The following is a 25,793-nucleotide window of genomic DNA, read 5'->3' as shown; positions in this document are numbered from 1 at the left end:
AAGGTGCTCGCATTCCTGTTCCAGTTTGCTTCGCCAGCGCTCTGCGCAGGAGATCCTGATGAAAACCGATGCCAACGTGGTGCATCTTAACAAGATGGTTCCCGACACGGCCCACCCCGCGGCTGCGAGGTTGCCTGCATCGCTCATTCAGGTTCGCGACCGTGCCGCCAATCAGCTCAAACAGGCACTGCAGGCGTTGTTCGATAACGCCGACGATACCCTTTTCGACATGGCGGATCGCGCCACCAGTAACGCCGAGCAAAATTCCTTTTTCGAAGCCATGCGTGACCTGCGCCTCAAGCGCAAGGGGATCGAGCGTGGCTTCCTGCAGCGCGTCTTCGAATCATTCGCTGGTCTGAATCAGCATGTGGTCGTTGGCAAGGCGCCGACTCTGGATGCGGTGTCCTTCGATAGCCTGTCTCTAGTACAGAATGACGAGCTGGAAGAAACCGTCGCTCTGGATTCGATGATTGCCAAGGTGCTGAGCCGTGATCAGGTAGCGCTTACTCACCTGACCACGCGCTTGAACGCCATCGTCAGCAAGAAGCTCGACGACAAATCCAATCCCCTCGGTCCGGTGTTGCTCAGTGAGCTGTTTCTCGAGTCGTGCAGCGGCCTTGGCGTCGAGATCAAGGTCAAGCTGATCATTCTGAAACTGTTCGAAAAGTACGTGCTTAGCGGCCTCGAACAGCTGTACAGCGATTCCAATGCCTTGCTGATCGAAGCCGGTGTGTTGCCGGAGCTCAAGGCCTTGCCGACGCGTCGCTCGCGTCCGGAGCGCAGTGATGCGCTGGAAGGCTTCCAGCGTTCTGGCGATATGGCCGATGACGAAGTCCGCGAGGTATTTGGTGCGCTGCAGGAATTGCTGTCGCAAACCCGCGAAGGTATCGCGCCACGCCGCCACGCGCCGGCCAATGCCATGCCGATTTCCACCAACGACCTGATGCGTCTGCTTTCCCACATGCAGCAGCGCGCGCCGATCCAGGCCCCTCTGGACGTCGATTTGCGCGCCCAGCTCGAGCACCTGCTGACCCGCGCCAGCGCCAAGAGTGGCCGCGTGCGCGTAGTCGGTGAAGTCGATGAAGACGTCATCAACCTGGTGTCGATGCTGTTCGAATTCATCCTCGATGACCGCAGTCTGCCGGATTCGCTGAAGGCGCTGATCGCCCGTTTGCAGATTCCGATGCTCAAGGTCGCAGTGCTCGACAAGACGTTTTTTAGTCGCGGCAGCCATCCGGCGCGTCGCCTGCTCAATGAAATCGCCACCGCGGCGCTGGGCTGGGGCGACCACGACAGCAACCAGCGCGACAGCCTGTATCAGAAGATCGAGCAGGTCGTGCAGCGACTGCTCAATGATTTCACTGATGATCCGGCAATCTTTTCCGAGCTGCTGTCTGATTTCCTGGCCTTCACCGGCGACGAACGCCGTCGCAGCGAGCTGCTCGAGCAGCGCACTCGCGACGCCGAAGAGGGCAGTGCGCGCGCCGAGATGGCCCGCCGCGAAGTGGAGCAGGCGCTAAATGATCGCCTGCTCGGCAAGACCCTGCCCGAGGTGGTGGTGCGTCTGCTGCGCGAAGCCTGGAGCAAGGTCATGATGCTGACCTGCCTCAAGCACGGCACCGATTCCGAACAGTGGCGGAGCACCCTCGCCACTATGGACGACCTGATCTGGAGCGTGGAGCCCCACGAGAACCCGGAAGCCCGCCTGCGCCTGCTAGAACTGGTGCCCGGCTTGCTCAAGGCGCTGCGTGAAGGCATGGCCAGTGCGGCTTTCGATCCGTTCTCCACCAGCGAATTCTTTAGTCAGCTCGAAGCGCTTCACGTGCAGGCCTTCCAGCGCTTCAAGCGCGCCATCCCCGATGTCGAGCGCCCGGCACCCACTGAATCCGATGAGGTGCAGCGCTCGGCGCTATCCGCCGTGGGTATCGAGCTGCCATTGCTCGACCTGCAGCCGGAAGAGGAAAGCAGCATTTCGGCGATGGTCGAGATCGTCGAGGAAATCGTGCTCGAAGCGCCGGGGCAACCGCGCAGCGAGCCGCAGGATGAGCCTGTGCTTGCCGACGACGATGAGTCGCTGCGCTATGTCGATGCTCTGCGTGTCGGCAGTTGGGTCGAATTCCAGGAAGACGATGAGCATAAGCTGCGCTGCAAGCTGGCAGCCATCATCAAACCGACCGGCAAGTACATCTTCGTCAACCGCACGGGCATGAAAGTGCTCGAGAAGACCCGAATGGGCCTAGCCGTGGAGTTCCGCCGCAACGCGGTCAGGCTACTCGATGATGCGCTGCTGTTCGACCGCGCCCTGGAGTCGGTGATTGGCAACCTGCGCCGCCTCAAGGGCGCCTAACAGGCCGTTGAAAAACTACCTACGTTGCCACTGCTGCGTTAAAAACAGCCTCAAAATGCTCATGTACAGCTCGTACACTCCGTTTTTCGGTTTTTTTTGCCTTGCACTGGCTGCCTCGCCTACGTTTTCAACGGCCTGCTAACACTCTCGATTCTTCTGCTCGATACATTTCTCACGGCCCGTCAGGGCCGTGAGTCGTTATGGGTGTCGCTGAATCCTGCGCCGCGCCACGACTTGCACCAGAGGCTAGTCAGCCCCTAGAGTGTGCGCAAACTCGGGGAACACCTATGCGCAAGCGACTCGAAGACGGCTGGTATCAGGGGATTCAGCACTGTCCTTCGCCCAACTTCAACAAGCGTCCGCAGGGCGAGATTTCCCTGCTGGTTATCCACAACATCAGTCTGCCGCCGGGCCAATTCGGCACCGGCCAGGTGCAGGCGTTCTTCACCAGCTGTCTGCAGGCCGATGCTCACCCGTATTTCGCCGGCATCGCCAGCATGACGGTATCGGCGCATTTTCTGATCGAACGCGATGGCCGCATGGTGCAGTTCGTGTCCTGCCTGGATCGTGCCTGGCACGCCGGGGTGTCGTCCTTCGAGGGGCGCGAGAACTGCAACGATTTTTCCCTGGGCATCGAACTCGAAGGCACCGATCATTTACCGTTCACGGATGCGCAGTACGCTGCGCTGACGCAACTGACGCGCGCGCTGCAGCAGGCCTACCCGGCCATCACATCGGCGCGCATCTGTGGGCATAGCGATATCGCCCCGGGCCGCAAGACCGACCCAGGGCCGGCATTCGACTGGGCGCGGCTGCGCGCGTCACTGATGACTGATAAGGAGGCATCATGAGTTTCCTGGTGTTGCTGCTGGTGCTGTGGGTGGAGAAGTTTTCCTCCTGGCGTCAGCGTATCCAGCAGGACGAACCCTGGCTGCGCGCCTTGGCTCGAATGGAGCGTGGCGGCACCGCCAGTGATTCGCCCTGGCTGGCCATCGCGTTGTTGGTCGGTGTGCCACTGCTGATTCTGGCTGCGGTGCTGAAATTGCTGGCGCCGCTGGCATATGGCTGGTTGCTGTTGCCGATCCATCTGCTGGTGGTGATCTACAGCCTGGGCCGTGGTGATCTGCTGACAGCGCTCGGGCCGTTTCGCGATAGCTGGCGGCGCGGTGACGGCGAGGCGGCGTATCTGGTCGCTCAGCGTGACCTGGGCGTGCAGGCCGAAGGCGAGTCGACGCTGCTTTCGAACGTGCAGACCTATCTGGTTTGGCAGGCTTATCAGAGCTTTTTCGCGGTGATCTTCTGGTACGTGCTGCTCGGCCCGCTCGCCGCTCTGGCTTACCGCCTGTTGGCGCTGATCGTCGAGCATGGCCAATCCGAAGCGCTGCGTGAGCGCGCGGGGCAGCTGCGCCACGCCTTCGACTGGTTGCCGGTGCGGGTGCTGGCGGCGAGCTTCGCGCTGGTCGGGAATTTCATCGCGGTCAGCCGCGCCTTGCTGCACGAAGTGCTGAGCTGGGACATTTCGGCTGCGCAATTGGCGGCCGGTGCGGCACGTTCCGCTGCTGAAACACCGGAACCGGCTCTTGGCGAAGCGGGTGTGACCACCCTGGACAGTCTGTGGCAGTTGCTGGTGCGTGCGGCCATCCTTTGGTATGCCGCTATCGCGCTGTGGACGCTGCTCTTCTAAATCCGCCAGCCGAACAGCTCGGCGGCGTTGCGGCTGCTGGCAGCGGCCAGTTCCTCAGACTCTACCGCCAGTAGCGTGGCGAGCTCGTGGCAGATCGCCGGCAGGTGAACCGGGCTGTTGCGGATATGCGGGTACATGGCCGGCGCCATGTCCGGTGAATCGGTCTCCAGTACCACGGCGTCGAGCGGCAGGCGCGGGATGACCTGGCGCAGGCGCTTGGCCTGGGGCCACGTCGCTGCACCGCCCAACCCCAGCCTGAAACCCAGTTTCATATATTCCCGCGCTTCTTCGTAGCTGCCGGCAAAGGCATGGATGATGCCGGCACGCTTGAGCCTGAAGCGCTTCAGGGTGGCGATCACTTGGGCATGGGCGCGTCGCACATGCAGCAAAACTGGTAGCTCGAGGCGTTGTGCGAGTTCCAGTTGCGCCTCGAACAGCACCTGCTGATGTTCGCGGTCCAGCTCCGGCAAGTAGTAATCCAGGCCAAATTCGCCCACCGCGCAGAGCTTCTCATGACCTTGCCGCTCCAGCAGCCACTGCTCCAGCCGCTGTACATCTCCAGGCTGATGGCTTTCCAGATAAACCGGGTGCAGACCGAAGGCCGCGTATAGTCCATCGTGGGCCAGCACCTGATCCCACAGGCGCTGCCAGTTGCCATGCTCGACGCCCAATATCACCAGTTTCTCGACGCCCAAGGCGCGCGCTTCGGCAAGCACTTGCTGGCGGTCTGCATCGAAGTCGGGGAAGTCGAGGTGAGTATGGGTGTCGATCAGCTGCATGGGCCCGCCGAGGGTCGAGGCTGTAAGGGCGGCAGGTTTGTACGCCTGCATGACAACATTCTGTGAGTCATTGGCGGTATTGGCCAGTCGAACGATCAGGGACGGCGATTGTGGGGATCGCCGATAAAAAGGGGCCGCCGCATGATGCGTCTTCGCAAGATACTCGGCTGGTGCCTTGCCAGTCTCCTGCTACTGATCGCAGCCCTGATGCTGTTTCTGGTGCTGTTCGACTGGAACCTGCTCAAACCCACCATCAACGCGCGGGTTTCCGAAGCGCTCAATCGCCCCTTCGCGATCGAGGGCAACCTGGCCGTCACCTGGCAGCGCGAACCTGACGAGCCCGGTCTTCGCGCCTGGTTGCCCTGGCCCCACGTGTCTGCCGAGCAGCTTAGCCTGGGCAACCCCGAGTGGGCCAAGGGCGAGCACTTCGTTTATCTCGAGCGGGTCGAAGCCAGCCTGTCGCCCTTGCCGCTGCTGTGGAAAACCGTGTCGATCCCGCGTATCCAGCTGACCGGCGCCGATGCCGCGCTGGAGCGACTGGCCGATGGGCGCGCCAACTGGACTTTCGATCTCGGTGAGCAAGAGCAGCCGGGAGAGGAAAGTGCCTCGCCCTGGGTGATGGACATCGGCACCATCGGCTTCGACAAGGCGCGGATCAGCGTCGACGATAAGGTTTCCCAGGCCAGTGTGAACCTGCAGGTCGAGCCGCTCGGCAAGCCGATCGCCTTTGCCGAGATCGTCGGCAAGACGGCCACTCAGACAGACGAGACTGCCGCGAAGCCACAGGATTACGCCTTCGCCTGGCAGGCCAAGGGCCGTTACAAGGGCCAGGCGCTCAGCGGCAATGGCCGCATCGGCGGTTTGCTGGCCCTGCAGGATGCCCAGGTGCCATTCCCCGTGCAGGCCGATGTACGCGCCGGCACCACGCGGGTGCAGGTGGCCGGCACCCTGACCGATCCGAAGAACCTGGGCGCCCTGGATCTGCGTCTGCGCCTGTCCGGCGCCAGCCTTGGCAACCTGTACCCGCTGACCGGCGTCACGCTGCCCGATACGCCGGCCTATTCCACCGACGGGCGGCTGGTTGCCCAGCTGCAGGATCCGGACGGCCCGCTGTTTCGCTACGAGAAATTCAATGGCCGCATCGGTGACAGCGACATCCACGGCGATCTCACCTTCGTGGCCCGCAAGCCACGACCGAAGCTCTCCGGGGCGTTGGTGTCCAACCAGTTGCGCTTCGCCGACCTGGCGCCGCTGATCGGTGCCGATTCCAATGCGGAGAAGAAGGAGCGTGGTGCGGCGAGCGTTCAGCCGGGTAACAAGGTGCTGCCCGTGGAGGAGTTTCGCACCGAGCGCTGGCGCGACATGGACGCCGACGTCAGTTTCACAGGCAAGCGCATCGTGCACAGCGAGCAACTGCCCTTCACCGACCTGTTCACCCACGTGGTGCTCAACGACGGCAAGCTCAGCCTGGAGCCGCTGCGCTTCGGCGTGGCCGGCGGCCGGCTGGATTCCACTTTTCACCTGGACGGCAGTGCCACGCCGCTCCGGGCGCAGGCCCAGCTGCGGGCCCGCAACTTCCGCCTGCGTCAGCTGTTCCCCAATGTCGAGGTGATGCAGAGCAGCCTCGGGGCGCTGAACGGCGATGCAGCGATCACTGGCACCGGCAACTCGGTCGCGACCCTGCTGGGCGGCGCCAACGGGCACGTCAAGCTGCTGATCAACGACGGACGGGTCAGCCGCAATCTGATGGAGATCGCCGGCCTGAACGTTGGCAACTACCTGGTTGGCCGGCTGTTCGGCGACAACGAGGTGGAGATCAACTGCGCAGCCGCCAATCTCGACATCAAGCAAGGCGTGATGCGCCCGCAACTGATGGTGATCGACACCGAGAATGCGCTGATCGGCGTGGACGGTACGGTGAACTTCGGCAACGAGCAGCTCGACCTGACCATCACCCCCGAGTCCAAGGGGCTGCGGATCTTCTCGTTGCGTTCGCCTCTCTACGTGCGCGGCACCTTCAAAAATCCCAACCCCGGTGTGAAGGCCGGCCCGCTGGTACTGCGCGGTGCCGGGATGCTGGCACTCGGCGCACTGGTCGCGCCGGCGGCCGGACTGGTGGCGCTGGTCGCGCCGAGTGGTGACCAGCCCAACGAGTGCGAGCCGCTACTGCAGCAGATTCGCCAAGGCCGTTAGGTGAGGCGGATCTTCAGGCCCCGCTCGATGGCATCCAGACCCGGATGGTAGCTACCGTCCAGGGCATCGAGCAGGCGGTCGAACACCCGCTCGGCGATGCGCTCGTGCTGCTGGGAGATGGCGTTCACGCGCAGGGGCAGGAAGTCCAGCAGCTGGGCGTCGCCGAAGGTGCCGAGGCGCAACGCACGGCTGTCCATCTCGGGGTGTTCGTGAAGCGCGTCGAGCACGCCTTCCAGCAGCACGTAGGCAGTGGTGACCAGCACATCCGGCAAGCCGCCCTTGGCCAGTAGCTCCTTCATTTGCCGATAGCCCCACTGGCGGCTGAATTGCTCGCCATGGCTGACGCTGATCCGTCCGTTGAAGCCGCTCAGGGCCTCGCGGAAACCCTGCTCGCGAGCCTGGCTGATCGGCAGTTCGAGGCGGGCACCGATTAATGCGACATGCTGCTGCGCTGGCTGTATCAAGCTGCGGGTCAACTGTTCACCGGCCTGGCGGTCATCGCTGACCACCGAGTACAGATGTTCAGGATCCAGGGCGCGGTCGACGGCGATCACCGGCGTGCCGGCGGCGACCAGATGGCGATAGTCGGGTGCGTCCTGGGGTAGGCAACTGGCGACGATCAGCGCATCGCAGCGGCGCGAGCGGAACAGTTCGAGGAGCTGGCGTTCGCTGTCCGGCTGGTCGTCGGAGCTGGCGATCAGTAGCTGATAGCCAGCTGCCCGGGCGCGCTGTTCGAGTAGTTTGGCCAGGCGCGCGTAGCTGGGGTTTTCCAGGTCCGGGAGGATGAAGCCAAGGCAGCGGCTTTCCCCACGGCGCAGGCCGGCGGCCTGGGTGTTGGGGCGATAGTCGTGCGCTTCGACGACTTCGAGCACACGCTGCACGGTAGCTGCGCTGATGCGACGCTTGGCGGCCTGCCCGTTGATCACGTAGCTGGCCGTGGTCACGGAGACGCCGGCGAGGCGGGCGATGTCGGTCAACTTCAATTGGCTCTCTCCTCTGCCAGGCCTTCAAGGATTACCCATTATCAGGTAACGTGCCAGCGCTAGATGAAACGATTCAGCAAACGAGTCGACTAAGCTAACAAGAATGTCCGCCAAGCCCGCCTGCAGTCGGTCTTGCTCCAGGAGAAAACGTCATGCTCGAACTACACCCTTCGCAAATCCAGATGGGCGGAGAGGCCGTCGACAAGCAGCAGGTGCTGGCCCTGCTTGCCGAGAATCTGGTCGCCGACGGCCTGGTGGCGGCCGGTTATCTGGATGGTATGCAGGCGCGCGAGCGCCAGGGGTCGACCTATCTGGGGCAGGGTATTGCCATTCCCCACGGCACCCCGGAAACCCGTGATCAGGTGTTCGAGACCGGCATGCGGCTGATCCAGTTTCCTGAGGGTGTGGACTGGGGTGACGGCCAGCGGGTTTACCTGGCCATCGCCATCGCCGCACGTTCCGACGAGCACCTGCACCTGCTGCAACTGCTTACTCGTGCACTCGGCGAGGGCGACCTGAGCCAGGCCCTGCGCGAGGCGGTGGATGCCGAGGCTATCCTTGCCTTGCTGCAGGGCGCCGCACCGGAGTTGGCGCTGGATGCACAGCTAGTGAATTTGAGTGTTCAAGCTGACGACCTCGACGAGCTGACCTGGCAGGGCGCACGCTTGCTGAAAAAAGCCGGCTGCGCGGGCGCCGGTTACGCGGCCAATCTGGTGCAGGCGGAGCCGCTACCGCTGGGCAACGGGTTGTGGTGGCTGAGCAGCGAGCAGGGCGTCGAGCGCCCGGGCCTGGCGTTCGTCACCCCGGCGCAGCCGCTGCAGCGTGGTGATCAGCCGGTGGTGGGCCTGTTCTGCCTTGCCTGCCTGGGCGAAGGGCATCGTCAGGTACTCGAGCGCCTTTGTGATCTGCTGATTGCCGGTCAGGGCGACATGCTCACCCAGGCCACCACTAGCCGCAGCGTACTCGAAGCGCTCGGTGCCGAGCTGCCGGCCGACTGGCCAAGCCTGCGCATCACCCTGGCCAACGCCCACGGTCTGCACGCACGCCCGGCCAAGACCCTGAGCGAAATCGCCCAGGGCTTTGACGGTGAAGTGCGCGTACGCCTAGCCGATGGCGCCGAGACCACCGTATCGGCCAAGAGCCTGAGCAAGTTGTTGGCCCTCGGCGCGCGCCGCGGGCAGGTGTTGGAGTTCAGCGCCGATCCGGCTATCGCCGAACAGGCTTTGCCGGCCATTGAGGCGGCGGTACGCGCCGGCCTGGGTGAAGACGTCGAGCCGCTGCCCGAACAGGTCGAGAATGCTGCCGAGCCAGTCGCCGAGTCGCCTACCAAGGAAACCGTCGTCGCTCCGGTAGCTGGTTCGCGTGTGCATGCGGTGGCGGCCTCGCCCGGCATCGCCAGTGGCCCGGCATTCGTGCGGCGCATGCCGAAACTGGATTACCCTGAACGTGGCGAGGGTGTGGCGGCTGAGCGTCAGCGTTTGAATGAGGCACTGCAGCACATCGATGGCGAAATCCAGCGCCTGGTCGAGCGCAGCGACGAGGCCAGCATTCGCGAGATTTTCGTCACCCATCAGGCGATGCTCCGCGACCCGGCGCTGCGTGAGGATGTCGACGCGCGCCTGGCCAGCGGTGCCAGCGCTCAGGCCGCCTGGATTGGCGAGATCGAAGCGGCCGCCGCGCAGCAGGAATCCCTGCACGACGCCCTGCTGGCCGAGCGAGCTGCGGATCTACGTGACGTTGGCCGCCGCGTGCTGGCGCATCTGTGTGGCGTCGAAGCGCCGCAGGAGCCGGTCGAACCCTACATTCTGGTGATGGGCGAAGTCGGCCCGTCGGATGTCGCCAGCCTGGATCGCCAGCGCGTGGCCGGCATCGTCACCGCCCGCGGCGGGGCGACCGCCCACAGCGCGATCATCGCCCGTGCCCTGGGGATTCCCTGTGTAGTCGGCGCCGGTGAAAGCCTGTTGTTGCTGGAGCAGAGTACGGCTTTGCTGCTCGACGGCGACCGCGGCCAGTTGTGGGTGCAGCCGGACGAGGCGACCCTGGCCCAGGCCGAGCGCGAGCGCCAGGCCAGCGAGCAGCGCCGCGAGCGCGCCCATGGCGAACGTATGCAGCCGGCACGCACCCGCGACGGCCATGGCGTCGAGGTGGCCGTGAATATCGGCGCCAGTGGCGAGGCGGCCGGCGCCGTCGAGCTGGGCGCCGAAGCGGTAGGCCTGCTGCGTACCGAACTGGTGTTCATGGATCACGGCCAGGCGCCGGATGTGGCGACCCAGGAAGCCGAATACCGCCGCGTGTTCGACGCCCTGCAGGGCCGTCCGCTGGTGGTGCGTACCCTGGATGTCGGCGGTGACAAGCCGCTGCCTTACTGGCCGATGCCCGAAGAGGAAAACCCCTTCCTCGGTGTGCGCGGCATCCGCCTGACCTTGCAGCGCCCGGACATCATGGAAACCCAGTTGCGTGCACTGTTGCAGGCCGCCGAAGGTCGCCCGCTGCGCATCATGTTCCCGATGGTCGGCCAGGTCGAAGAGTGGCGTACCGCGCGGGAAATGGTCGACAAGCTGCGCCAGGAGATTCCGCTGAGCGATCTGCAGCTGGGCATCATGATCGAGGTGCCGTCTGCTGCGCTGCTGGCACCCGTACTGGCCCGCGAGGTGGACTTCTTCAGCATCGGCACCAACGACCTGACCCAGTACACCCTGGCCATTGACCGTGGCCACCCGACGCTGTCGGCCCAGGCCGATGGCCTGCACCCTTCGGTGCTGCGCCTGATCGGCATGACCGTCGAGGCTGCCCACGCCGAAGGCAAGTGGGTCGGCGTCTGCGGTGAACTGGCTGCCGATATGCTCGCCGTACCGCTGCTGGTGGGCCTGGGCGTCGACGAGTTGAGCGTGGCGGCGCGCAGCATTCCGCTGGTCAAGGCGCGGGTGCGCGAGCTGGATCTGCAGCACTGCCAGGCCCAGGCCCGACAAGCCTTGCTGCTGCCGAGCGCTACCGCGGTGCGGGCCTTGGTCGAGGAGGCGAAGTAATGGCGCGGATCCTTACCCTGACCCTCAACCCGGCGCTGGACCTGACCGTCAGCCTCGACACCCTGCAGGCCGGCAACGTCAACCGCAGTCTGGGCATGACCACCCACGCGGCGGGCAAGGGGCTCAACGTGGCTCAGGTGCTGGCCGACCTTGGCCATAAAGTCACGGTCAGTGGCTTTCTTGGCCAGGCCAATGCCACACCGTTCGAGCAACTGATGCACCGTCGCGGCTTTACCGATGCCTTCGTGCGGGTGCCCGGTGAGACGCGCAGCAACATCAAGCTCGCCGAGCGCGACGGACGCATCACCGACCTCAACGGGCCGGGCCCCGAGGTGGACGAGGCTCACCAGGCGCAGCTGCTCGCCCAGCTGGATGACATCGCAGCCGGCCACGACGCCGTGGTGGTCGCCGGCAGCCTGCCGCGCGGCGTAACGGTCGAATGGTTCGCCGCGCTGCTGCGTCGTCTGACGGCTGCTGGCCTGCCGGTGGCGCTGGATACCAGCGGTGCTGCGCTGCGTGCCGGCCTGGCGACCAGCCCGTGGCTGATCAAACCCAACGAGGAAGAGCTGGCCGAGGCTTGTGAGTTGCAGCCGGCATCGTCCGAACAACTCGATGCCGCCGTCGGCAAGCTACGCGCCACCGGGGTCGAGCACGTGCTGCTCTCGCGCGGCTCGCAAGGTGCCGACTGGTTCGGCCCCCATGGCGTGCTCAATGCCCTACCGCCACGTGTCGAGGTGGCCAGCACCGTGGGTGCCGGCGATTCGCTGCTTGCCGCCACCCTGCATGGCTTGCTCAGTGACTGGCCTGCCGAGCGCACCTTGCGCCTGGCCACTGCTGTCGCTGCCCAGGCAGTCACGCAAATCGGTTTCGGAATTCATGATCGGCAACAGCTCGCCCGCCTGGAAGCGGCCGTGACTGTTTCGTCGAAACAATAATTAGAGGTCGCTGCAATGAATGTGCTGATCGTTACTGCCTGTCCCAATGGTCAGGTCACCAGCGTATTGTGTTCGCGCCTGCTGCAGGCGGCGGCCGAGCGGCTGGGCTGGTCCACCCAGGTCGAGGTGCATGATGCCAAGGCCATCGGCTCGCCGTTGAGCGCGGCGGCCATCGAGGCGGCGGAGCTGGTGCTGGTGGTCAAGACCGGCGAGCTGGACTTGCAACGCTTTGTTGGCAAGCGTGTGGTGCAATCCACGCCGTCCGAGGCGTTGGCTGACCCGCAACAGTTCCTGCGCACCGCCGCCGAACAGGCGCAGGTGCTCGAGCAGGTCGCGCCCGTAGCCGCGCCCTCCACCGGCAAGCCGAAGCTGGTGGCGATTACCGCCTGCCCGACCGGTGTGGCGCACACCTTCATGGCCGCCGAAGCGCTGCAACAGGCGGCGGAGCAACTGGGCTACGACCTCAAGGTCGAGACCCGCGGCTCGGTCGGTGCGCGCAATCTGCTCGACGAGGCGAGCATCAAAGCAGCCGACGTGGTGCTGCTGGCCACCGATATCGAGGTGGAAACCGACCGCTTCGCCGGCAAGAAAGTCTACCGCTGCGGCACGGGCATCGCCCTCAAGCAGCCCAAGCAGACGCTGCAGAAAGCGCTGGCCGAAGGCGTTCTGCAACAGGGCGCGGGAGAGGCGCAGAGCGTCGAGAGCGGCAAGCCGGCTACCAAGAGCGGCCCCTACAAGCACCTGCTGACCGGTGTTTCCTTCATGCTGCCGATGGTCGTAGCGGGGGGCTTGTTGATCGCCCTGTCGTTCGTCTTTGGCATCGAGGCGTTCAAGGAGCCGGGCACCCTGCCGGCTGCGCTGATGAAGATTGGTGGCGACGCCGCCTTCGCGCTGATGATTCCGGTGCTGGCCGGTTACATCGCCTATTCGATTGCCGACCGTCCTGGCCTGGCGCCGGGCATGATCGGCGGCATGCTGGCCAGTGCCTTGGGGACTGGCTTCTTGGGCGGCATCATCGCCGGTTTCCTGGCCGGTTACCTGGCGCTGGCGCTGAACCGCTGGCTGCGCCTGCCGCAGAGCGTCGAAGCACTGAAGCCAATCCTGCTGATTCCGCTGCTTGCCAGTCTCGCGACCGGCCTGGCGATGATCTATGTGGTCGGCACGCCGGTGGCGGCGATCATGGCCTCGCTGGAATCCTTCCTGCAGAACATGGGCACCACCAACGCCATCCTGCTCGGGCTGCTGCTCGGCGGCATGATGTGCGTGGATTTGGGTGGGCCGATCAATAAAGCGGCGTATGCGTTTTCGGTTGGTCTGCTGGCGTCGCAGAGCTACGCGCCGATGGCCGCGACCATGGCTGCCGGTATGGTGCCGCCGATTGGCATGGCCATCGCCACCGTGCTGGCCCGGCGCAAGTTCAGCCAGACCGAGCGTGAGGCCGGCAAGGCCGCTGGTGTGTTGGGGCTGTGCTTTATTTCCGAGGGGGCCATCCCGTTCGCGGCCAAGGATCCGCTGCGCGTCATCCCGGCCAGCATCGCCGGTGGTGCGCTGACCGGTGCACTGTCGATGTACTTTGGCTGCAAGCTGATGGCGCCACACGGCGGCTTGTTCGTGCTGCTGATCCCCAACGCCATCAACCATGCGTTGCTGTATCTGCTGGCGATCGTGGCGGGCAGCCTGGTGACCGGCGTGGTCTACGCACTGATCAAGCGGCCTGAAGTCGAAACCCTGGCGGTCGCGGCCAAGGCCTGAAAGAGAAACGGGGCATCGATCGATGCCCCGTTTTTTTAGCGCGTGCCGAAGACCACCATGGTCTTGCCTTTCACGAACACCAGGCCCTGTTCTTCCAGAGACTTGAGTACGCGACCAACCATTTCCCGCGAGCAACCGACGATACGGCCGATTTCCTGACGGGTGATCTTGATCTGCATGCCGTCCGGGTGGGTCATGGCATCGGGCTGCTTGCACAGGTCGAGCAGGGTGCGCGCAACTCGGCCGGTAACATCCAGGAATGCCAGGTCGCCGACCTTGCGGGTGGTGTTGCGCAGGCGCTCGGCCATCTGCGAGCCCAGGGCGAACATGATGTCCGGGTCCTGCTGGGTCAGTTCGCGGAACTTGGCATAACTCAGCTCGGCCACTTCACACTCGGTCTTGGCGCGAACCCAGGCGCTGCGCTCTTTCTCGGCGCCTTCCTTGCAGAACAGGCCCATCTCACCGAAGAAGTCGCCCGGGTTGAGGTAGGCGATGATCATCTCGCGGCCGTCATCATCCTCGATGAGGATGGTGACCGAGCCCTTGACGATGAAGTACAGCGTTTCGCTGCGGTCACCGGCATAGATGATGGTGCTCTTGGCCGTATAGCGACGGCGATGGCAGTGGGACAGCAGCTTGTCGAAGTTTTTGACCTTGGGCGTAAGCGTGATAGCGACCATGCCTGAATTCCAATAAATGAAGAAGGCCTGTGAAAGGCGAAATTCGGTGACGCTGTCCTGCTCCGGGGCAAGGTGGTGCGCTGATAGTGCGGCCCGGATGACTACCTTGTTGTTATCAGTCAGAAGCGTCGTCATACCTCATGCATCGGATTGTGCCACTAAAACGGCATCATCATCGGTGGCAGCGCCGACCAGTGGTCCGATTTGTGAGGTGTTGCACGTTACGGTGGGAACTCTAACAGTATCCGTGCCTCGCGGTGCAAATGCCGCGCTGTGATAAGCTGCCGGCCTTTTGCATATGAGGAGCTGCAACGATGAAAGCTCGCGTTCAATGGGCCGGTGAAGCGCTGTTTCTTGGCGAGTCGGGCAGCGGTCATGCCGTCGTGATGGACGGGCCACCCGAGAGCGGCGGCCGCAACTTGGGCGTGCGCCCTATGGAAATGCTATTGATCGGCCTGGGTGGCTGCAGCAACTTCGACGTGGTGAGCATCCTCAAGAAATCCCGTCAGCCGGTCGAGAGCTGCGAAGCCTTTCTGGAGGCGGAGCGCGCGTCAGAAGACCCCAAGGTCTTCACCAAGATCCACTTGCATTTTGTGGTAAAGGGTCGCGGGTTGAAGGAAGCCCAGGTCAAGCGCGCGGTGGAACTGTCGGCAGACAAGTACTGCTCGGCATCGATCATGCTCGGCCGGGCCGGCGTGGAAATCACCCACGATTACGAAATCGTCGAACTAGGCGCCTGAATGAACAGGGCGACTTAACGTCGCCCTGTGATCGACCGCTTCAGATGCGGTAGGTGGTTTTGGTCATGACCTTGGACAGCAGCGTCATGCCCAGCTTGACCGGAGCGGGGAAGCGCACGCCGCCGGCATCCAGCGCACTGTTGGCGTGCTCCAGCTCATCGCTGCGCATCTGCTCCAGAATGGCCCTGGACTTGTTGTCCTGCTCGGGGATCTGTTCCAGATGTTCGTCTAGGTGCTTGACCACCTGATCCTCGGTCGCGGCCACGAAGCCGAGACTGACCCGGTCGCTGACCAAGCCGGCCACCGCCCCTACGCCGAACGACAACCCGTAGAACAGCGGATTCAGCACGCTGGGGTGGCTACCCAGCTGGCGGATGCGTTGCTCGCACCAGGCCAGGTGATCGATTTCCTCATCGGCCGCATGCTCCATGGCTTCGCGTACGCGCGGCAGCCTGGCGGTCAGCGCCTGGCCCTGATACAGCGCCTGGGCGCACACCTCGCCGGTGTGGTTGATGCGCATCAGCCCGGCGATATGACGGGTCTGCTGGGTATCGAGCTCAGCTTCCTGTTCGACGATGGCAGGCGACGGGCGCGAGGGTTGGCCGCTGAAGGGCAGCAGCGTGCGCAGTGCCATATCGGCCTGCAGCAGCAGGCGGTCGACGGGCGAATACTGGCGGTCGTTGGCCATGAGGTCTCTCCGGCGATGACATGAGTGGGCAGTTTACCGCAAACCGCCCGTACACGGCTTGGAGCGTCTTTTCGCCGCAACTGTGCGGCCCTTCTATCTGCCGGCATTCGCCTATTGCTCGCAGCGGGTGGTTGGCAGGACTATTGGCTGCCGCTTGGGCATAAGGAGTTGCTGTGAAGAACGACATTCACGATCTGGGGCTGGTACTTGATTCCAAGGTCAAGCTGGTGCTGATCGAGTCCTGGGACGAGCGGCGGGTGCTGGAAACCCTCACCGGCCTGGCGGTACGTCGCGGCCTGAGCCTGTTCACCTGGTCGATCACCGAGGGCTTGCGGCGCGGCGACATCGCCGGCGAGGCCTTCGCCGATGGCAGCAGCCACGAGCCCGAGGCAGCGTTGCGGCTGATCAAGGCCGATCCGCAGGCCAGTCTCTACGTGATGTGCGACCTGCATCCGTTTCTCGACGACAACCCCAAACTGGTGCGCCTGCTCAAGGAAGTGGCCATGGCCGACGGTGCCCATGCGCCGACCCTGGTACTGGTGTCCCATGCCTGCAGGTTGCCGCCGGAGGTGCAGCGTTACGCGGCGCGCTTCAACGTGGCGCTGCCAGGGGAAGACGAGCTGCTGGCCATCGTGCGCGAGGAGGCGGCGCGCTGGAGCGAGCGCAACCGCAATCGCCGGGTGCGTACCGACAACCGCACCCTGCAGCAGGTGGTCAAGAACCTGCGTGGCATGAGCCACGCGGAAGCGCGGCTGCTGGCGCGCAACCTGATCTGCGACGACGGCGCCATCACCCAGGAAGACCTGCCGGAGTTGAACAAGGCCAAGTTCGAGTTGCTCGATCTCGACGGCGTGCTCAGCTACGAACACGATACGGCGCGTTTTGCCGATATTGGTGGGCTGGCCAACCTCAAGCGCTGGCTGGGCGAGCGGCAGCGCATCTTCTTCGCCGGCGAAGGCGTGGATATTCCCAAGGGTGTGCTGCTGGTCGGCGTGCAGGGCTCAGGCAAGAGCCTGGCCGCCAAGGCAGTCGCCGGCTTGTGGGGGCTACCGCTACTGCGTCTGGATTTTGGCTGCCTGTACAACAAGTTCTTCGGTGAGACCGAGCGCAACCTGCGTGAGGCGCTGGCGCTGGCCGAGCAGATGTCGCCGTGCGTGCTTTGGGTCGATGAGATCGAAAAGGGCCTGGCCAGTGGTGATCAGGACGGCGGCGTCAGCCAGCGCGTACTAGGTACGCTGCTGACCTGGATGGCCGAGCGCAAGTCCTCGGTGTTCATGGTCGCCACCGCCAACGTGATCGATCGTTTGCCACCGGAGCTGGTGCGCAAGGGTCGTTTCGACGAGCTGTTCTTTGTCGATCTGCCGGAGGCCGACATCCGCGCCGAGATTTTCCGTATCCACCTGCAGCGCCGCGAGCTGGAGCCTTCGGCCTTCGATCTGGCGCAGCTGGCGGTGGCGTCCGAGGGATTTTCCGGCGCCGAGATCGAGCAGGTGGTGGTCAGTGCCCTGTATGCCGCCCAGGCGCAGCAGCAGTCGGTCGATACCGGCACCCTGCTGCGCGGCATTCAGGCCACCTCGCCGCTATCGGTGATCATGGCCGAACGCCTCGCCGAACTGCGGGCCTGGGCGCGCGGGCGGACGGTCAGCGCCAACTGAGTCAGGCGCGGCCAAAGCGGCGATTGAGGCGCGCTGCGATGCGGCGCACCAGCCAACGCGGGAACAGCCGCGGCGCCATCGTCAGCAGGCGATTGCGCCAACCGGGCACGATGATCGCGCGATTGCGCTCCAGGCCTCGGACGGCGATCAATGCCACCTCTTCGGCGCTGAGCATCAGCTTGCCGTGCTCGAGCGACGAGGCGTCGAGCTGCGCATTGCGAAAGAAGGCGCTGTGGGTCGGGCCCGGACAGAGTACCGAGACCTTCACGCCATGCGGGCGCAGCTCCTCGCGTAGACCTTCGGAGAAATGCAGCACGTAGGCTTTGCTGGCGTAATAGCTGCTCATCCAAGGGCCGGGCTGGAAGGCAGCGACCGAGGCGATATTGAGAATCTGCCCATGGCCGCGCGCTGCCATCACCGTGCCGATGGCATGGCAAAGCCGCGCCAGGGCCAAAACGTTGAGTTCCAGCAACTGCTGTTCGCGGCGCCAGTCCTGCGCGACGAAGGCGCCGCCGCTACCGATACCCGCGTTATTCACCAGCAGCTCGATGACTTGGCCGTTCTGCTCCAGCTCGTGGAGCAGCCCGGAGAGTTGTAGGGGTTCGCTGAGGTCGCAGACGCGAAACAGCACGTCCACGGAAAAGCGTTGGGTCAACTCGTAGGCGATGCTTTCCAGCGCATCGCGCTTGCGCGCCACGAGGATCAGATTACGCCCGCGGCGGGCCAGCGCTTCGGCCAGCGCCAGGCCGATGCCACTCGAGGCACCGGTAACCAGGGCATAACGTGACATGAGGTTCTCCAAACACCGTACAGTTCAGGTGCATAGCCTATCCGCAACTGACCTGTCGGCGCTGCAATCGCAGGCGCTTCGAAGGAAATAAACCGCCCGGCAGCCGATCAGCTGCCTTTGAGCAGTTCCCCGAACAAGCCACCGAACACGGCGAGCATGGCGAAACCGCTGAGGAAGATCATCAGCAGACCGCCGATGAGCAGAATCAGAAAGATACCGGCGACCAGATTCACGCCCAGGCTGTTGGGCGGTGGCGGCGGACCGTAGCGGTTGCTGCCGGCAGGGCCTGGCACCACCATCATGACGATCCAGAATACGCTGCTGATAAGCGGTACCACATTGAGCAGCCACAACCAGCCGGACCAGCCCATGTCGTGCAGGCGTTGCACGCCGATCTGCGCACTGAGCACCAGCAGGCCAATGAAGGCGACGATCGCCAGGATGCTGCTCAGGGTTTCTGCCACGGTCGTGAGCGCTGAAAGTACGGCCATGAGGGCAATAAATCCGAACAGCAGCCCCAGTGACCAGGCCAGGTAACGCATGCGGCCGATACGACCTTTGAACGAATTGATCTTCAGCTCACCAACCTGGCCAGCGTAAGGATCGATATCCGCGCGGGGCGGCGAGTAGGGCGTCTGTGGCTGAGCGGCAGCAACCGGCGCTGGCCGCTGTGCACTCGTTTCTGCAACGGCCGCCTGGCGGGCCAAGTATTTCTCGATGATTACACCACACGCCGAGCACTCTGCTGCGGTCTGTTGGGTGTGACCACATTTGGGACAGGTCATCGAGGTTTGTGGCGGCTGCGTCTGTTCCGCCTTGACGGCCTTTTCTTCATCGGTTTCGACCAGGCTCAGCGCGGCGGTAAGATCCGGCTCCTTGCGAGCGCGGGCACCGGCACGTTGCAGAACATTGAGATACTGCTCGGCCTGGGCTTCATCCAGGTCACGTTTGATAGCTACCGGGCCGCGACCGAACAGGGCGTCGATGCGCGCGCTGTCGCTCTTGAACAGGCTGGCTAGGTTGGCTTTGACCTCGTCTAGCGAGTTGCCTGGCATCAGGCTTCCATCGAAAACGATCTTGTAGCGAATCTGGCTCATGCGCGTCCTTGCCTGCAGGCACAATAGTGGTCGCCGAAGCTATCCCGCCGCCATTCGTTCGGCAAGTGGCGGCGAGGCGATTTTCGATGTGGCTGAGCGGTGGTTCTCAGCTTGCGAGCGAGGACTTATCGGCGGATCAGAATGGCTTGACCACGACCAGAATGACGACGGCGATCAGGATCAGCACCGGCACCTCGTTGAACCAGCGATAGAACACGTGGCTACGCTTGTTCTCGCCGCGGGCCAGGCGTTTGTACATGGCGCCGCACGTGTGGTGGTAACCGACCAGGAGGATCACCAGGGCCAGCTTGGCATGCATCCAGCCCTGGCTCATCCAGGCGGGCGCCAGCATCAAGAGGCCGACGCCGAATACCAGCGTGGCGATCATCGCCGGTGTCATGATGCCCCGATAGAGTTTGCGCTCCATGATGCTGAAACGCTCGCGGCTTGCTTCGTCCTCGCTCATGGCGTGGTAAACGAACAGTCGTGGCAGGTAGAAGAGACCGGCGAACCAGCAGACCATGGCGACGATGTGCAGGGCTTTGAGCCACAAATAAAGCATTGCCGTTCCTTTTCTCGGATGGGGCTTGCGATACTAGTGCCCGTGATCTCAATAGTCATCAAGACGGTTGGCCGCAGGCGGGGTGAGCCTTATCATCCAGATCTTTGACGACTGTTTTCGAGGCACCCGATGCACGTTTCTCCCTTGTTTACGATGGCAACGCCTGCGGGCGCTTGCAGTGTGCCCGGGCACCTACGCTGATGTCGGGTTGGGAGGTTCGCCCCAGCAATCGGGCACAGGAGCGGCGCCTGCGGGTTGTGCTGGTGGTGCTGCTCCTAGCGGTGCCGGCCGCCTTCTATGCGGGCAGTGAGTGGCAGGCCAGGTCTTCCGAGCAGCGGACCGAGACATTCGAGCAGATGCAGGTGCAGGCCGATGAGCAGGCGCGCGAGCTCGACGAACTGCGCCAGCGCGTGGCCGTCGCCAGCAGCGGCGAGCAACTGGCGCATCAGTCCAACGAACAGAGCCGCCAGACCATCAAGCTCTTGGAAGAACAGAACTTCAAACAGCAACAGGAGCTGGCTTTCTACAAGGGCGTGCTGGCTCCGGACAGCAAGGTCAATGGCCTGCTGATCCGTAGTTTCGATATCCACCCAGGCGAGTCTGCGGGCGTCTATCGTTTCAAGCTCATGCTCAGCCGCATCGGCAAGGATGACAAACCCCTGCAGGGGCGTTTGAACGTGCAGCTGGAAGGCAGCCTGAACGGTAAGGTGAAGAGCCTGCCACTGAATCAGCTCAGTGGTGATCTGCCGGAAGGCTCAACCGACAAGGCGATTCCTTTCGCATTCAAGCATTTGCAGGCGATTCCCGACGGCGGCCGTCTGGGGGAACTGCGAATTCCCGCGGGCTTCGTACCCAAGCGCATACGTATCAAGGCTGATGTCGAGGGTGGAAAAGCCGTCGAGCGTCACATCGATTGGACTGACGGATAGGTGATGGTTCGCCATGTGGAATAAAGGCAAGGAAAAGGCAGACATGCAGCGCTTCACGGGCAAGACCAGCCTGATCGCTGCGGGTGCGGTGTTTCGCGGCAACTTGGAGTTCCAGGGCGCGGTGCAGATCGATGGCAAGGTGCTTGGCGACCTTCTCACCGAGCAGGGTTTGGTGCGGGTCAGCGCCGAAGGGCAGGTTGAAGGCGAGGTGCGCGCACCCCATGTAGTGATCGATGGCGAGATCGTTGGCGATGTCTACGCCAGCCAGCATGTCGAGCTGGGTGCCAAGGCCCGGGTTCGCGGCAATCTCTACTATGGCCTGATGGAAATGGCCATGGGCGCTCAGGTCGAAGGCGGCCTGCGCCCGATCAAGGAGCAGGAACGACCACTTGAGCTGCCCGAGCGCGTGGATGACGCTCAATAGTTGACCAGTTTTGTAGGGTAAGCGGATAATACAGCGCTACCATGCAGTATTGGCGCCTGGCGCCGGGAGATAGAACATGAGCGTCGAAACCTTCACCCCTGCCGCTGCGATGCAGTTCACGCAGGGTGCAGCCAGCAAGGTGAAGAGCCTGGTTGATGAAGAGGGCAACCCGCGCCTGAAGTTGCGCGTGTTCGTCACGGGCGGCGGTTGCTCGGGCTTCCAGTACGGCTTCACCTTCGATGAAGAAGTAGCCGATGACGACACCATCGTCGAGCGCGAGGGCGTCAGCCTGGTCGTCGACCCGATGAGCTTCCAGTACCTGGTCGGTGCGGAAGTGGATTATCAGGAGGGCCTGGAAGGCTCGCGCTTCGTGATCAAGAACCCCAATGCGACCACCACCTGCGGTTGCGGTTCGTCGTTCTCGATCTGAGCCCTGAGTCATATGAAAACGCCGCGCATCTGCGCGGCGTTTTTGTTTGGGCGTTGTTCAGGCCGGGTAGATGGCGCCGAGCACTCGCAGGCCTTTGGCGCCAGTGACCTCCGGCCGGTTGGCGGGGATGCCGTTGAGGCAGCAGTGGGCCAGCCAGGCAAACGCCATGGCCTCCACCCAATCAGCGGGAACGCCGTGATCGTCGGTGCGGCTCACCTCACTCGCGGGTAGCAGCGCTTGCAGGCGTTCCAGCAGTGCCTTGTTGTGGGCGCCGCCGCCGCAGACCAGCAGTTGGCTGCAATCCGGCTGTGCCTGCAGCAGTGAGCTGACGATGCTGGTAGCCGTAACCTCCAGCAAGGTGGCCTGAACATCCTGTGGCTGATAGGCCGGCTGTGTGGCCAGCTGCTGCAACAGCCAAGGCAGGTTGAACAGCTCGCGCCCGGTGCTCTTAGGTCCGGTGGTCTGGAAGAACGGGTCCGCCAGCAGCGCTTTCAGCAGTTCGGGTTGCACGGTGCCGCTGGCAGCCCAGGCACCATCCTTGTCATAACTCTTGCCGAGGTGGTGGTGAATCCACGCATCCATCAACACGTTACCCGGCCCGCAGTCGAAGCCCTTGGCCGGCTTGCCTTGTTCCAGCAGGCTGAGATTGCTGAAGCCGCCGACGTTGAGAATCGCTCGGGCCGAGCCGGGGCTGGCAAACAGCGCTTCATGGAAGGACGGCACCAGCGGCGCACCCTGGCCGCCAGCTGCCACGTCACGGCGGCGGAAGTCGGCCACCACGGTGATGCCGGTCAGTTCGGCCAGCAGGGCTGGGTTGCCGATCTGGATGGTGAAACCGCGCGCTGGCTCGTGGCGGACGGTCTGGCCGTGGCTGCCGATGGCGCGAATTGCGTCTGGCTGCAGGTTCTGCTCGCGCAGCAGGCTGTTGACGCCCTCGGCGACCAGTCTTGCCCAGGCTTGCTCGGCGAGTGCCGCGCGGGCGAGCTCATCCGCACCAGAGCTGCACAAGTCGAGCAGCTGCTGGCGAAGATCGTCGGGAAGGGCTTGGTAGTGGTGGGCGAGCAATCGGGTGCGCTCGCCTTGCTCGATAAGGGCAATGTCCAGCCCGTCGAGACTGGTACCGGACATCACGCCGAGATACAGCATGGGATCAGCGCTTGTTGAGGGCGAGCATGGTGGCTTTTTCCTGATCCATGCGTGCCATGAGCGGCTTGCTCGTCTGCAGGAAACGCTGCTTCTCCTGGCGGGCGATCGGATCGGACATGGGCAGCTTCTGGCTCAGCGGGTCGACGTGGGTACCATTGACCTGGAATTCGTAGTGCAGGTGCGGGCCAGTCGACAGGCCGGTGGTGCCGATGTAACCGATGATCTGGCCCTGCTTGACGGTACCGCCGGTGCGTACGCCCTTGGCGAAGCCCTGCATGTGTGCATAGAGGGTGCGGTAGCGGCTGCCGTGCTGCAATACGATGGTGTTGCCGTAGCCGCCTTTGCGGCCAGCGAGGATGACTTTGCCATCACCGGCAGCCTTGATTGGCGTTCCGCGCGGCGCGGCGTAATCGACACCCTTGTGAGCGCGGATCTTGTTGAGAATCGGGTGCTTGCGGCCGTTGGAGAAGCGCGAGCTGATGCGCGCGAAATCTACCGGCGTACGGATGAAGGCCTTGCGCATGCTGTTGCCGTCGGCATCGTAATAGCTGACGTTGCCTTGCTTGTCGGTATAGCGGACCGCAGTGTAGGTCTTGCCGCGGTTGGTGAAGCGCGCGGAGAGAATGTTGCCGGTGCCGACCGATCTGTCGCCAACCTTCTTGTTCTGGTAGATGACTTCGAATTCGTCGCCTTCACGAATATCCATGGCGAAGTCGATGTCGTAGCCGAAGATGTTGGCCAGGTCCATGGTCAGATTGTGGGACAGGCCGGCGCGCTTGGCAGCCACGAACAGCGAGCTGTTGATCACACCATGGGCGTAGGATTCGTGCACGTCCGGTTTGACCATCTCGCGCTTGAAGTCATAGCCGCTGTCGGTCTTGCTGAGGCTGATGCTTTCCAGGTCGCTGAGCTGGCTGTGCAGGCTTTCCAGCTGGCCGTCCTCGTTCAGTTGAAACTGCAGCTCCTGGCCGACCTTGAGGCGGCTCAGCTGGCTGGCTTCCTTGCTGCTGTTGATCACGTCATGCACGGTGTTGGCGGGCAGGCCGACCTTGCTGAAGACCGTGGAGAGGGTGTCGCCATTGGCCACGGTGACTGTCTTGTTGCGTGGGTCCTCAGGCTCCTGCTCGGCAACTTCGGGGTCGGCATCGATCTCGGCATTCTGCGAATCGTCGCTACCTTCTATCTGTGCGAACGGTGAGTCGGCTTCTACCTGAGCGTCGGCGCCTGCCTGATTGATGGGGAGATTCTGCTGGACTTGTTCGGAACCGTTGTCCATGTCCAGGTTGAGAAAGGTTTTCTTTGCTTCTACTTCGCGGGAGGGAAACACCAGAAGAGCGAGACTTAGAAGGGCGGCGACGCCGCTGGCTGCGATGATGTGTGTCTTTGGATAGAGCGGCGGCGCTTTAGTTGTAGAGGTCATAGGGCTGCTTTTTGTGAAGTGAAAAGATGAAGAGGAAAAAGAAGATACTGATGAATATGCAGTAACTGTATAAAATATAACCAAATCTACATCGAGGCAACCCTATAGGTGATGGCCGGCGCCCGTTATGTGCGATGCAGGGCAAAACTTGTCATTTGTTGGCGATCTTGTATGGTTGGCTCCCCTTTGAACCTGGTGGCTGTGAGTCCTATGAAGTCGGTTGAAGAGCAGCTCGCGCTAATCAAGCGCGGTGCAGAAGAAGTCCTTGTTGAAGCTGAGCTGGTCGAAAAGCTCAAGCGCGGCGAGCCGCTGCGTATCAAGGCAGGCTTCGACCCGACTGCTCCAGACCTGCACCTGGGGCACACTGTGCTTATTAATAAGCTGCGCCAGTTTCAGGATCTGGGGCATCAGGTGATCTTCCTGATCGGCGACTTCACCGGCATGATCGGTGACCCTAGCGGCAAGAGCGCCACGCGCCCACCGCTGACCCGTGAGCAGGTACTGGAGAACGCCGAGACCTACAAGGCTCAGGTATTCAAGATCCTCGATCCGGCCAAGACCGAGGTTGCCTTCAACTCCACCTGGATCAACGAGCTGACGCCGGCCGACTTCATTCGCTTGGCCTCTCAGTACACCGTGGCGCGCATGCTCGAGCGCGATGACTTCGAGAAGCGCTACACCGGCAACCAGCCGATCGCCATCCACGAGTTCCTTTACCCGCTCGTACAGGGCTACGACTCCGTGGCGCTGCGCGCCGATGTCGAGCTCGGCGGCACCGACCAGAAATTCAATCTGCTGATGGGGCGTGAGCTTCAGCGTGCTTATGGCCAGTCTTCCCAGTGCGTCGTCACCATGCCGCTGCTCGAAGGTCTGGATGGCGTGAAGAAGATGTCCAAATCCCTGGGCAACTATATAGGCATCCAGGAAGCGCCTGGCGTGATGTACAACAAGTTGGTGTCCATGCCGGATGCGCTGATGTGGCGTTACTTCGAATTGCTCAGCTTCCGCACCATGGACGAGATCGATCAATTCAAGAAGGACGTGGAAGCTGGCGCGAACCCGCGTGATATCAAGATCAAGCTGGCCGAAGAAATCGTCGCGCGTTTCCATGGCGAAGAGGCGGCGACTACAGCCCACCGTTCTGCCGGTAATCGTATGAAGGATGGCGAGCTGCCTGAAGATCTGCCAGAGGTCGAGCTGGCCGCTGGAGACGATATGCCGATCGCCGCGCTGCTTAATAAAGCAGGCCTGGTGAAGAACGCGGCGGTCGCGCGTGATCTCCTCGGCTCCGGCGGTGTGCGTGTGGATGGTCAGGTGGTTGATCGCAGCTTCGTATTCAAGCTGGGCGCTACCCACGTTTGCCAGGCCGGCAAGAAGGCTTTCGCGCGGGTTACGCTGAAAACTGAATAAAAGCGTAAATAACCCCTTGACCTGAGTTTCGAGGGGCCTATAATGCGCACCACTTCCGGCGCAGTCTGATCTGAAAACTCCTTGTAGATCAACGAGTTAGACGAAAATAAAGGTTGCACGGAC

22 protein-coding genes are annotated in these 25,793 nt (G+C 63.1%); 13 read left to right on the top strand and 9 right to left on the bottom strand.

Annotated elements, in window-relative coordinates:
• Positions 1–58 precede the first annotated feature (58 nt).
• The 3 genes from PVA39_RS22575 (at position 59) to ampE (ending at position 4,031) form a co-directional block, all read left to right on the top strand.
• The gene (locus PVA39_RS22575; RefSeq protein ID WP_274125968.1) at positions 59–2,347 is read left to right on the top strand and encodes a DUF1631 domain-containing protein; all 2,289 of its coding nucleotides are present in this window, start codon (positions 59–61) and stop codon (positions 2,345–2,347) included.
• A 287-nt stretch (positions 2,348–2,634) separates the two neighbouring features.
• On the top strand, positions 2,635–3,198 hold the full coding sequence (gene ampD / locus PVA39_RS22570) for a 1,6-anhydro-N-acetylmuramyl-L-alanine amidase AmpD (protein WP_274125967.1): 564 nt from the start codon (positions 2,635–2,637) through the stop codon (positions 3,196–3,198).
• Positions 3,195–4,031: a regulatory signaling modulator protein AmpE gene (ampE, locus tag PVA39_RS22565; RefSeq protein ID WP_274125966.1), complete on the top strand. Its 837-nt coding sequence runs from the start codon at positions 3,195–3,197 to the stop codon at positions 4,029–4,031. Before ampD ends, ampE begins: the two co-directional genes overlap by 4 nt.
• Here ampE and PVA39_RS22560 read toward each other — a convergent pair.
• On the bottom strand, positions 4,028–4,810 hold the full coding sequence (locus PVA39_RS22560; RefSeq protein ID WP_274126035.1) for a TatD family hydrolase: 783 nt from the start codon (positions 4,808–4,810) through the stop codon (positions 4,028–4,030). The two genes, ampE and PVA39_RS22560, sit on opposite strands and share 4 nt — an antisense overlap.
• A 141-nt stretch (positions 4,811–4,951) precedes the next feature.
• Here PVA39_RS22560 and PVA39_RS22555 point away from each other — a divergent pair, with 141 nt between their 5' ends.
• Positions 4,952–7,003 (top strand): AsmA family protein, encoded by a 2,052-nt coding sequence (locus PVA39_RS22555; RefSeq protein ID WP_274125964.1) that lies wholly within the window; start codon positions 4,952–4,954, stop codon positions 7,001–7,003.
• Here the strand turns inward: PVA39_RS22555 and cra are convergent.
• Entirely contained in the window at positions 7,000–7,986 is a 987-nt protein-coding gene (cra, locus tag PVA39_RS22550; RefSeq protein ID WP_274125962.1) for a catabolite repressor/activator, read from the bottom strand. The genes PVA39_RS22555 and cra overlap by 4 nt on opposite strands.
• Positions 7,987–8,138: 152 nt before the next feature.
• On the opposite strand from cra, the gene ptsP reads away from it, so the two are divergent.
• From ptsP to PVA39_RS22535, 3 genes are read left to right on the top strand one after another with little or no spacing between them, the layout of a single operon-like run.
• Positions 8,139–11,012 carry a phosphoenolpyruvate--protein phosphotransferase gene (gene ptsP / locus PVA39_RS22545; RefSeq protein ID WP_274125961.1) on the top strand — a complete coding sequence of 958 codons (2,874 nt, stop codon included), beginning with the start codon at positions 8,139–8,141 and terminating at the stop codon, positions 11,010–11,012.
• Entirely contained in the window at positions 11,012–11,947 is a 936-nt protein-coding gene (pfkB, locus tag PVA39_RS22540) for a 1-phosphofructokinase (RefSeq protein WP_274125959.1), read from the top strand. The genes ptsP and pfkB overlap by 1 nt, the downstream gene beginning before the upstream one ends.
• A 15-nt stretch (positions 11,948–11,962) precedes the next feature.
• Positions 11,963–13,699 (top strand): PTS fructose-like transporter subunit IIB, encoded by a 1,737-nt coding sequence (locus tag PVA39_RS22535; RefSeq protein ID WP_274125957.1) that lies wholly within the window; start codon positions 11,963–11,965, stop codon positions 13,697–13,699.
• A gap of 35 nt (positions 13,700–13,734) precedes the next feature.
• On the opposite strand, the gene crp is transcribed toward PVA39_RS22535, so the two are convergent.
• Complete coding sequence (crp, locus tag PVA39_RS22530; RefSeq protein WP_013789731.1) at positions 13,735–14,379, bottom strand: cAMP-activated global transcriptional regulator CRP; 645 nt, start codon at positions 14,377–14,379, stop codon at positions 13,735–13,737.
• 314 nt (positions 14,380–14,693) lie between these two features.
• Here crp and PVA39_RS22525 point away from each other — a divergent pair, with 314 nt between their 5' ends.
• A complete protein-coding gene (locus tag PVA39_RS22525) occupies positions 14,694–15,119 on the top strand; it encodes an OsmC family protein (protein ID WP_013789732.1) in 426 nt (141 codons plus the stop codon).
• Between the two features lie 40 nt (positions 15,120–15,159).
• Here the strand turns inward: PVA39_RS22525 and coq7 are convergent, their stop codons facing one another.
• Positions 15,160–15,807: a 2-polyprenyl-3-methyl-6-methoxy-1,4-benzoquinone monooxygenase gene (gene coq7, locus PVA39_RS22520; protein ID WP_093507326.1), complete on the bottom strand. Its 648-nt coding sequence runs from the start codon at positions 15,805–15,807 to the stop codon at positions 15,160–15,162.
• Between the two features lie 173 nt (positions 15,808–15,980).
• Between coq7 and PVA39_RS22515 the strand changes: the two genes are divergently transcribed.
• Complete coding sequence (locus PVA39_RS22515) at positions 15,981–17,462, top strand: AAA family ATPase (RefSeq protein ID WP_274125955.1); 1,482 nt, start codon at positions 15,981–15,983, stop codon at positions 17,460–17,462.
• Position 17,463: 1 nt separating this feature from the next.
• On the opposite strand, the gene PVA39_RS22510 is transcribed toward PVA39_RS22515, so the two are convergent.
• The 3 genes from PVA39_RS22510 to hemJ all read right to left on the bottom strand — a co-directional run bounded on the left by PVA39_RS22510 (position 17,464) and on the right by hemJ (position 19,911).
• Complete coding sequence (locus PVA39_RS22510; protein ID WP_093507330.1) at positions 17,464–18,252, bottom strand: SDR family NAD(P)-dependent oxidoreductase; 789 nt, start codon at positions 18,250–18,252, stop codon at positions 17,464–17,466.
• A 107-nt stretch (positions 18,253–18,359) separates the two neighbouring features.
• Entirely contained in the window at positions 18,360–19,349 is a 990-nt protein-coding gene (locus tag PVA39_RS22505) for a DUF805 domain-containing protein (protein WP_274125954.1), read from the bottom strand.
• A gap of 136 nt (positions 19,350–19,485) precedes the next feature.
• On the bottom strand, positions 19,486–19,911 hold the full coding sequence (hemJ, locus tag PVA39_RS22500; RefSeq protein ID WP_093507334.1) for a protoporphyrinogen oxidase HemJ: 426 nt from the start codon (positions 19,909–19,911) through the stop codon (positions 19,486–19,488).
• A 200-nt stretch (positions 19,912–20,111) separates the two neighbouring features.
• Between hemJ and PVA39_RS22495 the strand changes: the two genes are divergently transcribed.
• The 3 genes from PVA39_RS22495 (at position 20,112) to erpA (ending at position 21,694) form a co-directional block, all read left to right on the top strand.
• Positions 20,112–20,840, top strand: a complete 729-nt coding sequence (locus PVA39_RS22495) for a DUF6776 family protein (protein WP_274125953.1) — start codon at positions 20,112–20,114, stop codon at positions 20,838–20,840.
• 13 nt (positions 20,841–20,853) lie between these two features.
• Entirely contained in the window at positions 20,854–21,264 is a 411-nt protein-coding gene (locus tag PVA39_RS22490; protein WP_274125952.1) for a bactofilin family protein, read from the top strand.
• A gap of 76 nt (positions 21,265–21,340) precedes the next feature.
• The gene (gene erpA / locus PVA39_RS22485) at positions 21,341–21,694 is read left to right on the top strand and encodes an iron-sulfur cluster insertion protein ErpA (protein ID WP_013789740.1); all 354 of its coding nucleotides are present in this window, start codon (positions 21,341–21,343) and stop codon (positions 21,692–21,694) included.
• Positions 21,695–21,751: 57 nt separating this feature from the next.
• Here erpA and PVA39_RS22480 read toward each other — a convergent pair whose 3' ends face one another.
• Together PVA39_RS22480 and PVA39_RS22475 are read right to left on the bottom strand one after the other, a co-directional pair.
• The gene (locus tag PVA39_RS22480; protein WP_274125951.1) at positions 21,752–22,840 is read right to left on the bottom strand and encodes an anhydro-N-acetylmuramic acid kinase; all 1,089 of its coding nucleotides are present in this window, start codon (positions 22,838–22,840) and stop codon (positions 21,752–21,754) included.
• 4 nt (positions 22,841–22,844) lie between these two features.
• Entirely contained in the window at positions 22,845–24,260 is a 1,416-nt protein-coding gene (locus tag PVA39_RS22475) for a peptidoglycan DD-metalloendopeptidase family protein (protein WP_274125950.1), read from the bottom strand.
• Positions 24,261–24,470: 210 nt separating this feature from the next.
• On the opposite strand from PVA39_RS22475, the gene tyrS reads away from it, so the two are divergent.
• A complete protein-coding gene (gene tyrS, locus PVA39_RS22470; RefSeq protein ID WP_274126034.1) occupies positions 24,471–25,670 on the top strand; it encodes a tyrosine--tRNA ligase in 1,200 nt (399 codons plus the stop codon).
• Positions 25,671–25,793 lie beyond the last annotated feature (123 nt).

Source organism: Pseudomonas sp. CNPSo 3701 (assembly GCF_028674975.1).
GTDB classification, from domain to species: Bacteria; Pseudomonadota; Gammaproteobacteria; order Pseudomonadales; family Pseudomonadaceae; genus Aquipseudomonas; species Aquipseudomonas straminea.
Note: the sequence above shows the minus strand (reverse complement) of the source record. Positions and strands in the feature narration are given on the sequence as shown.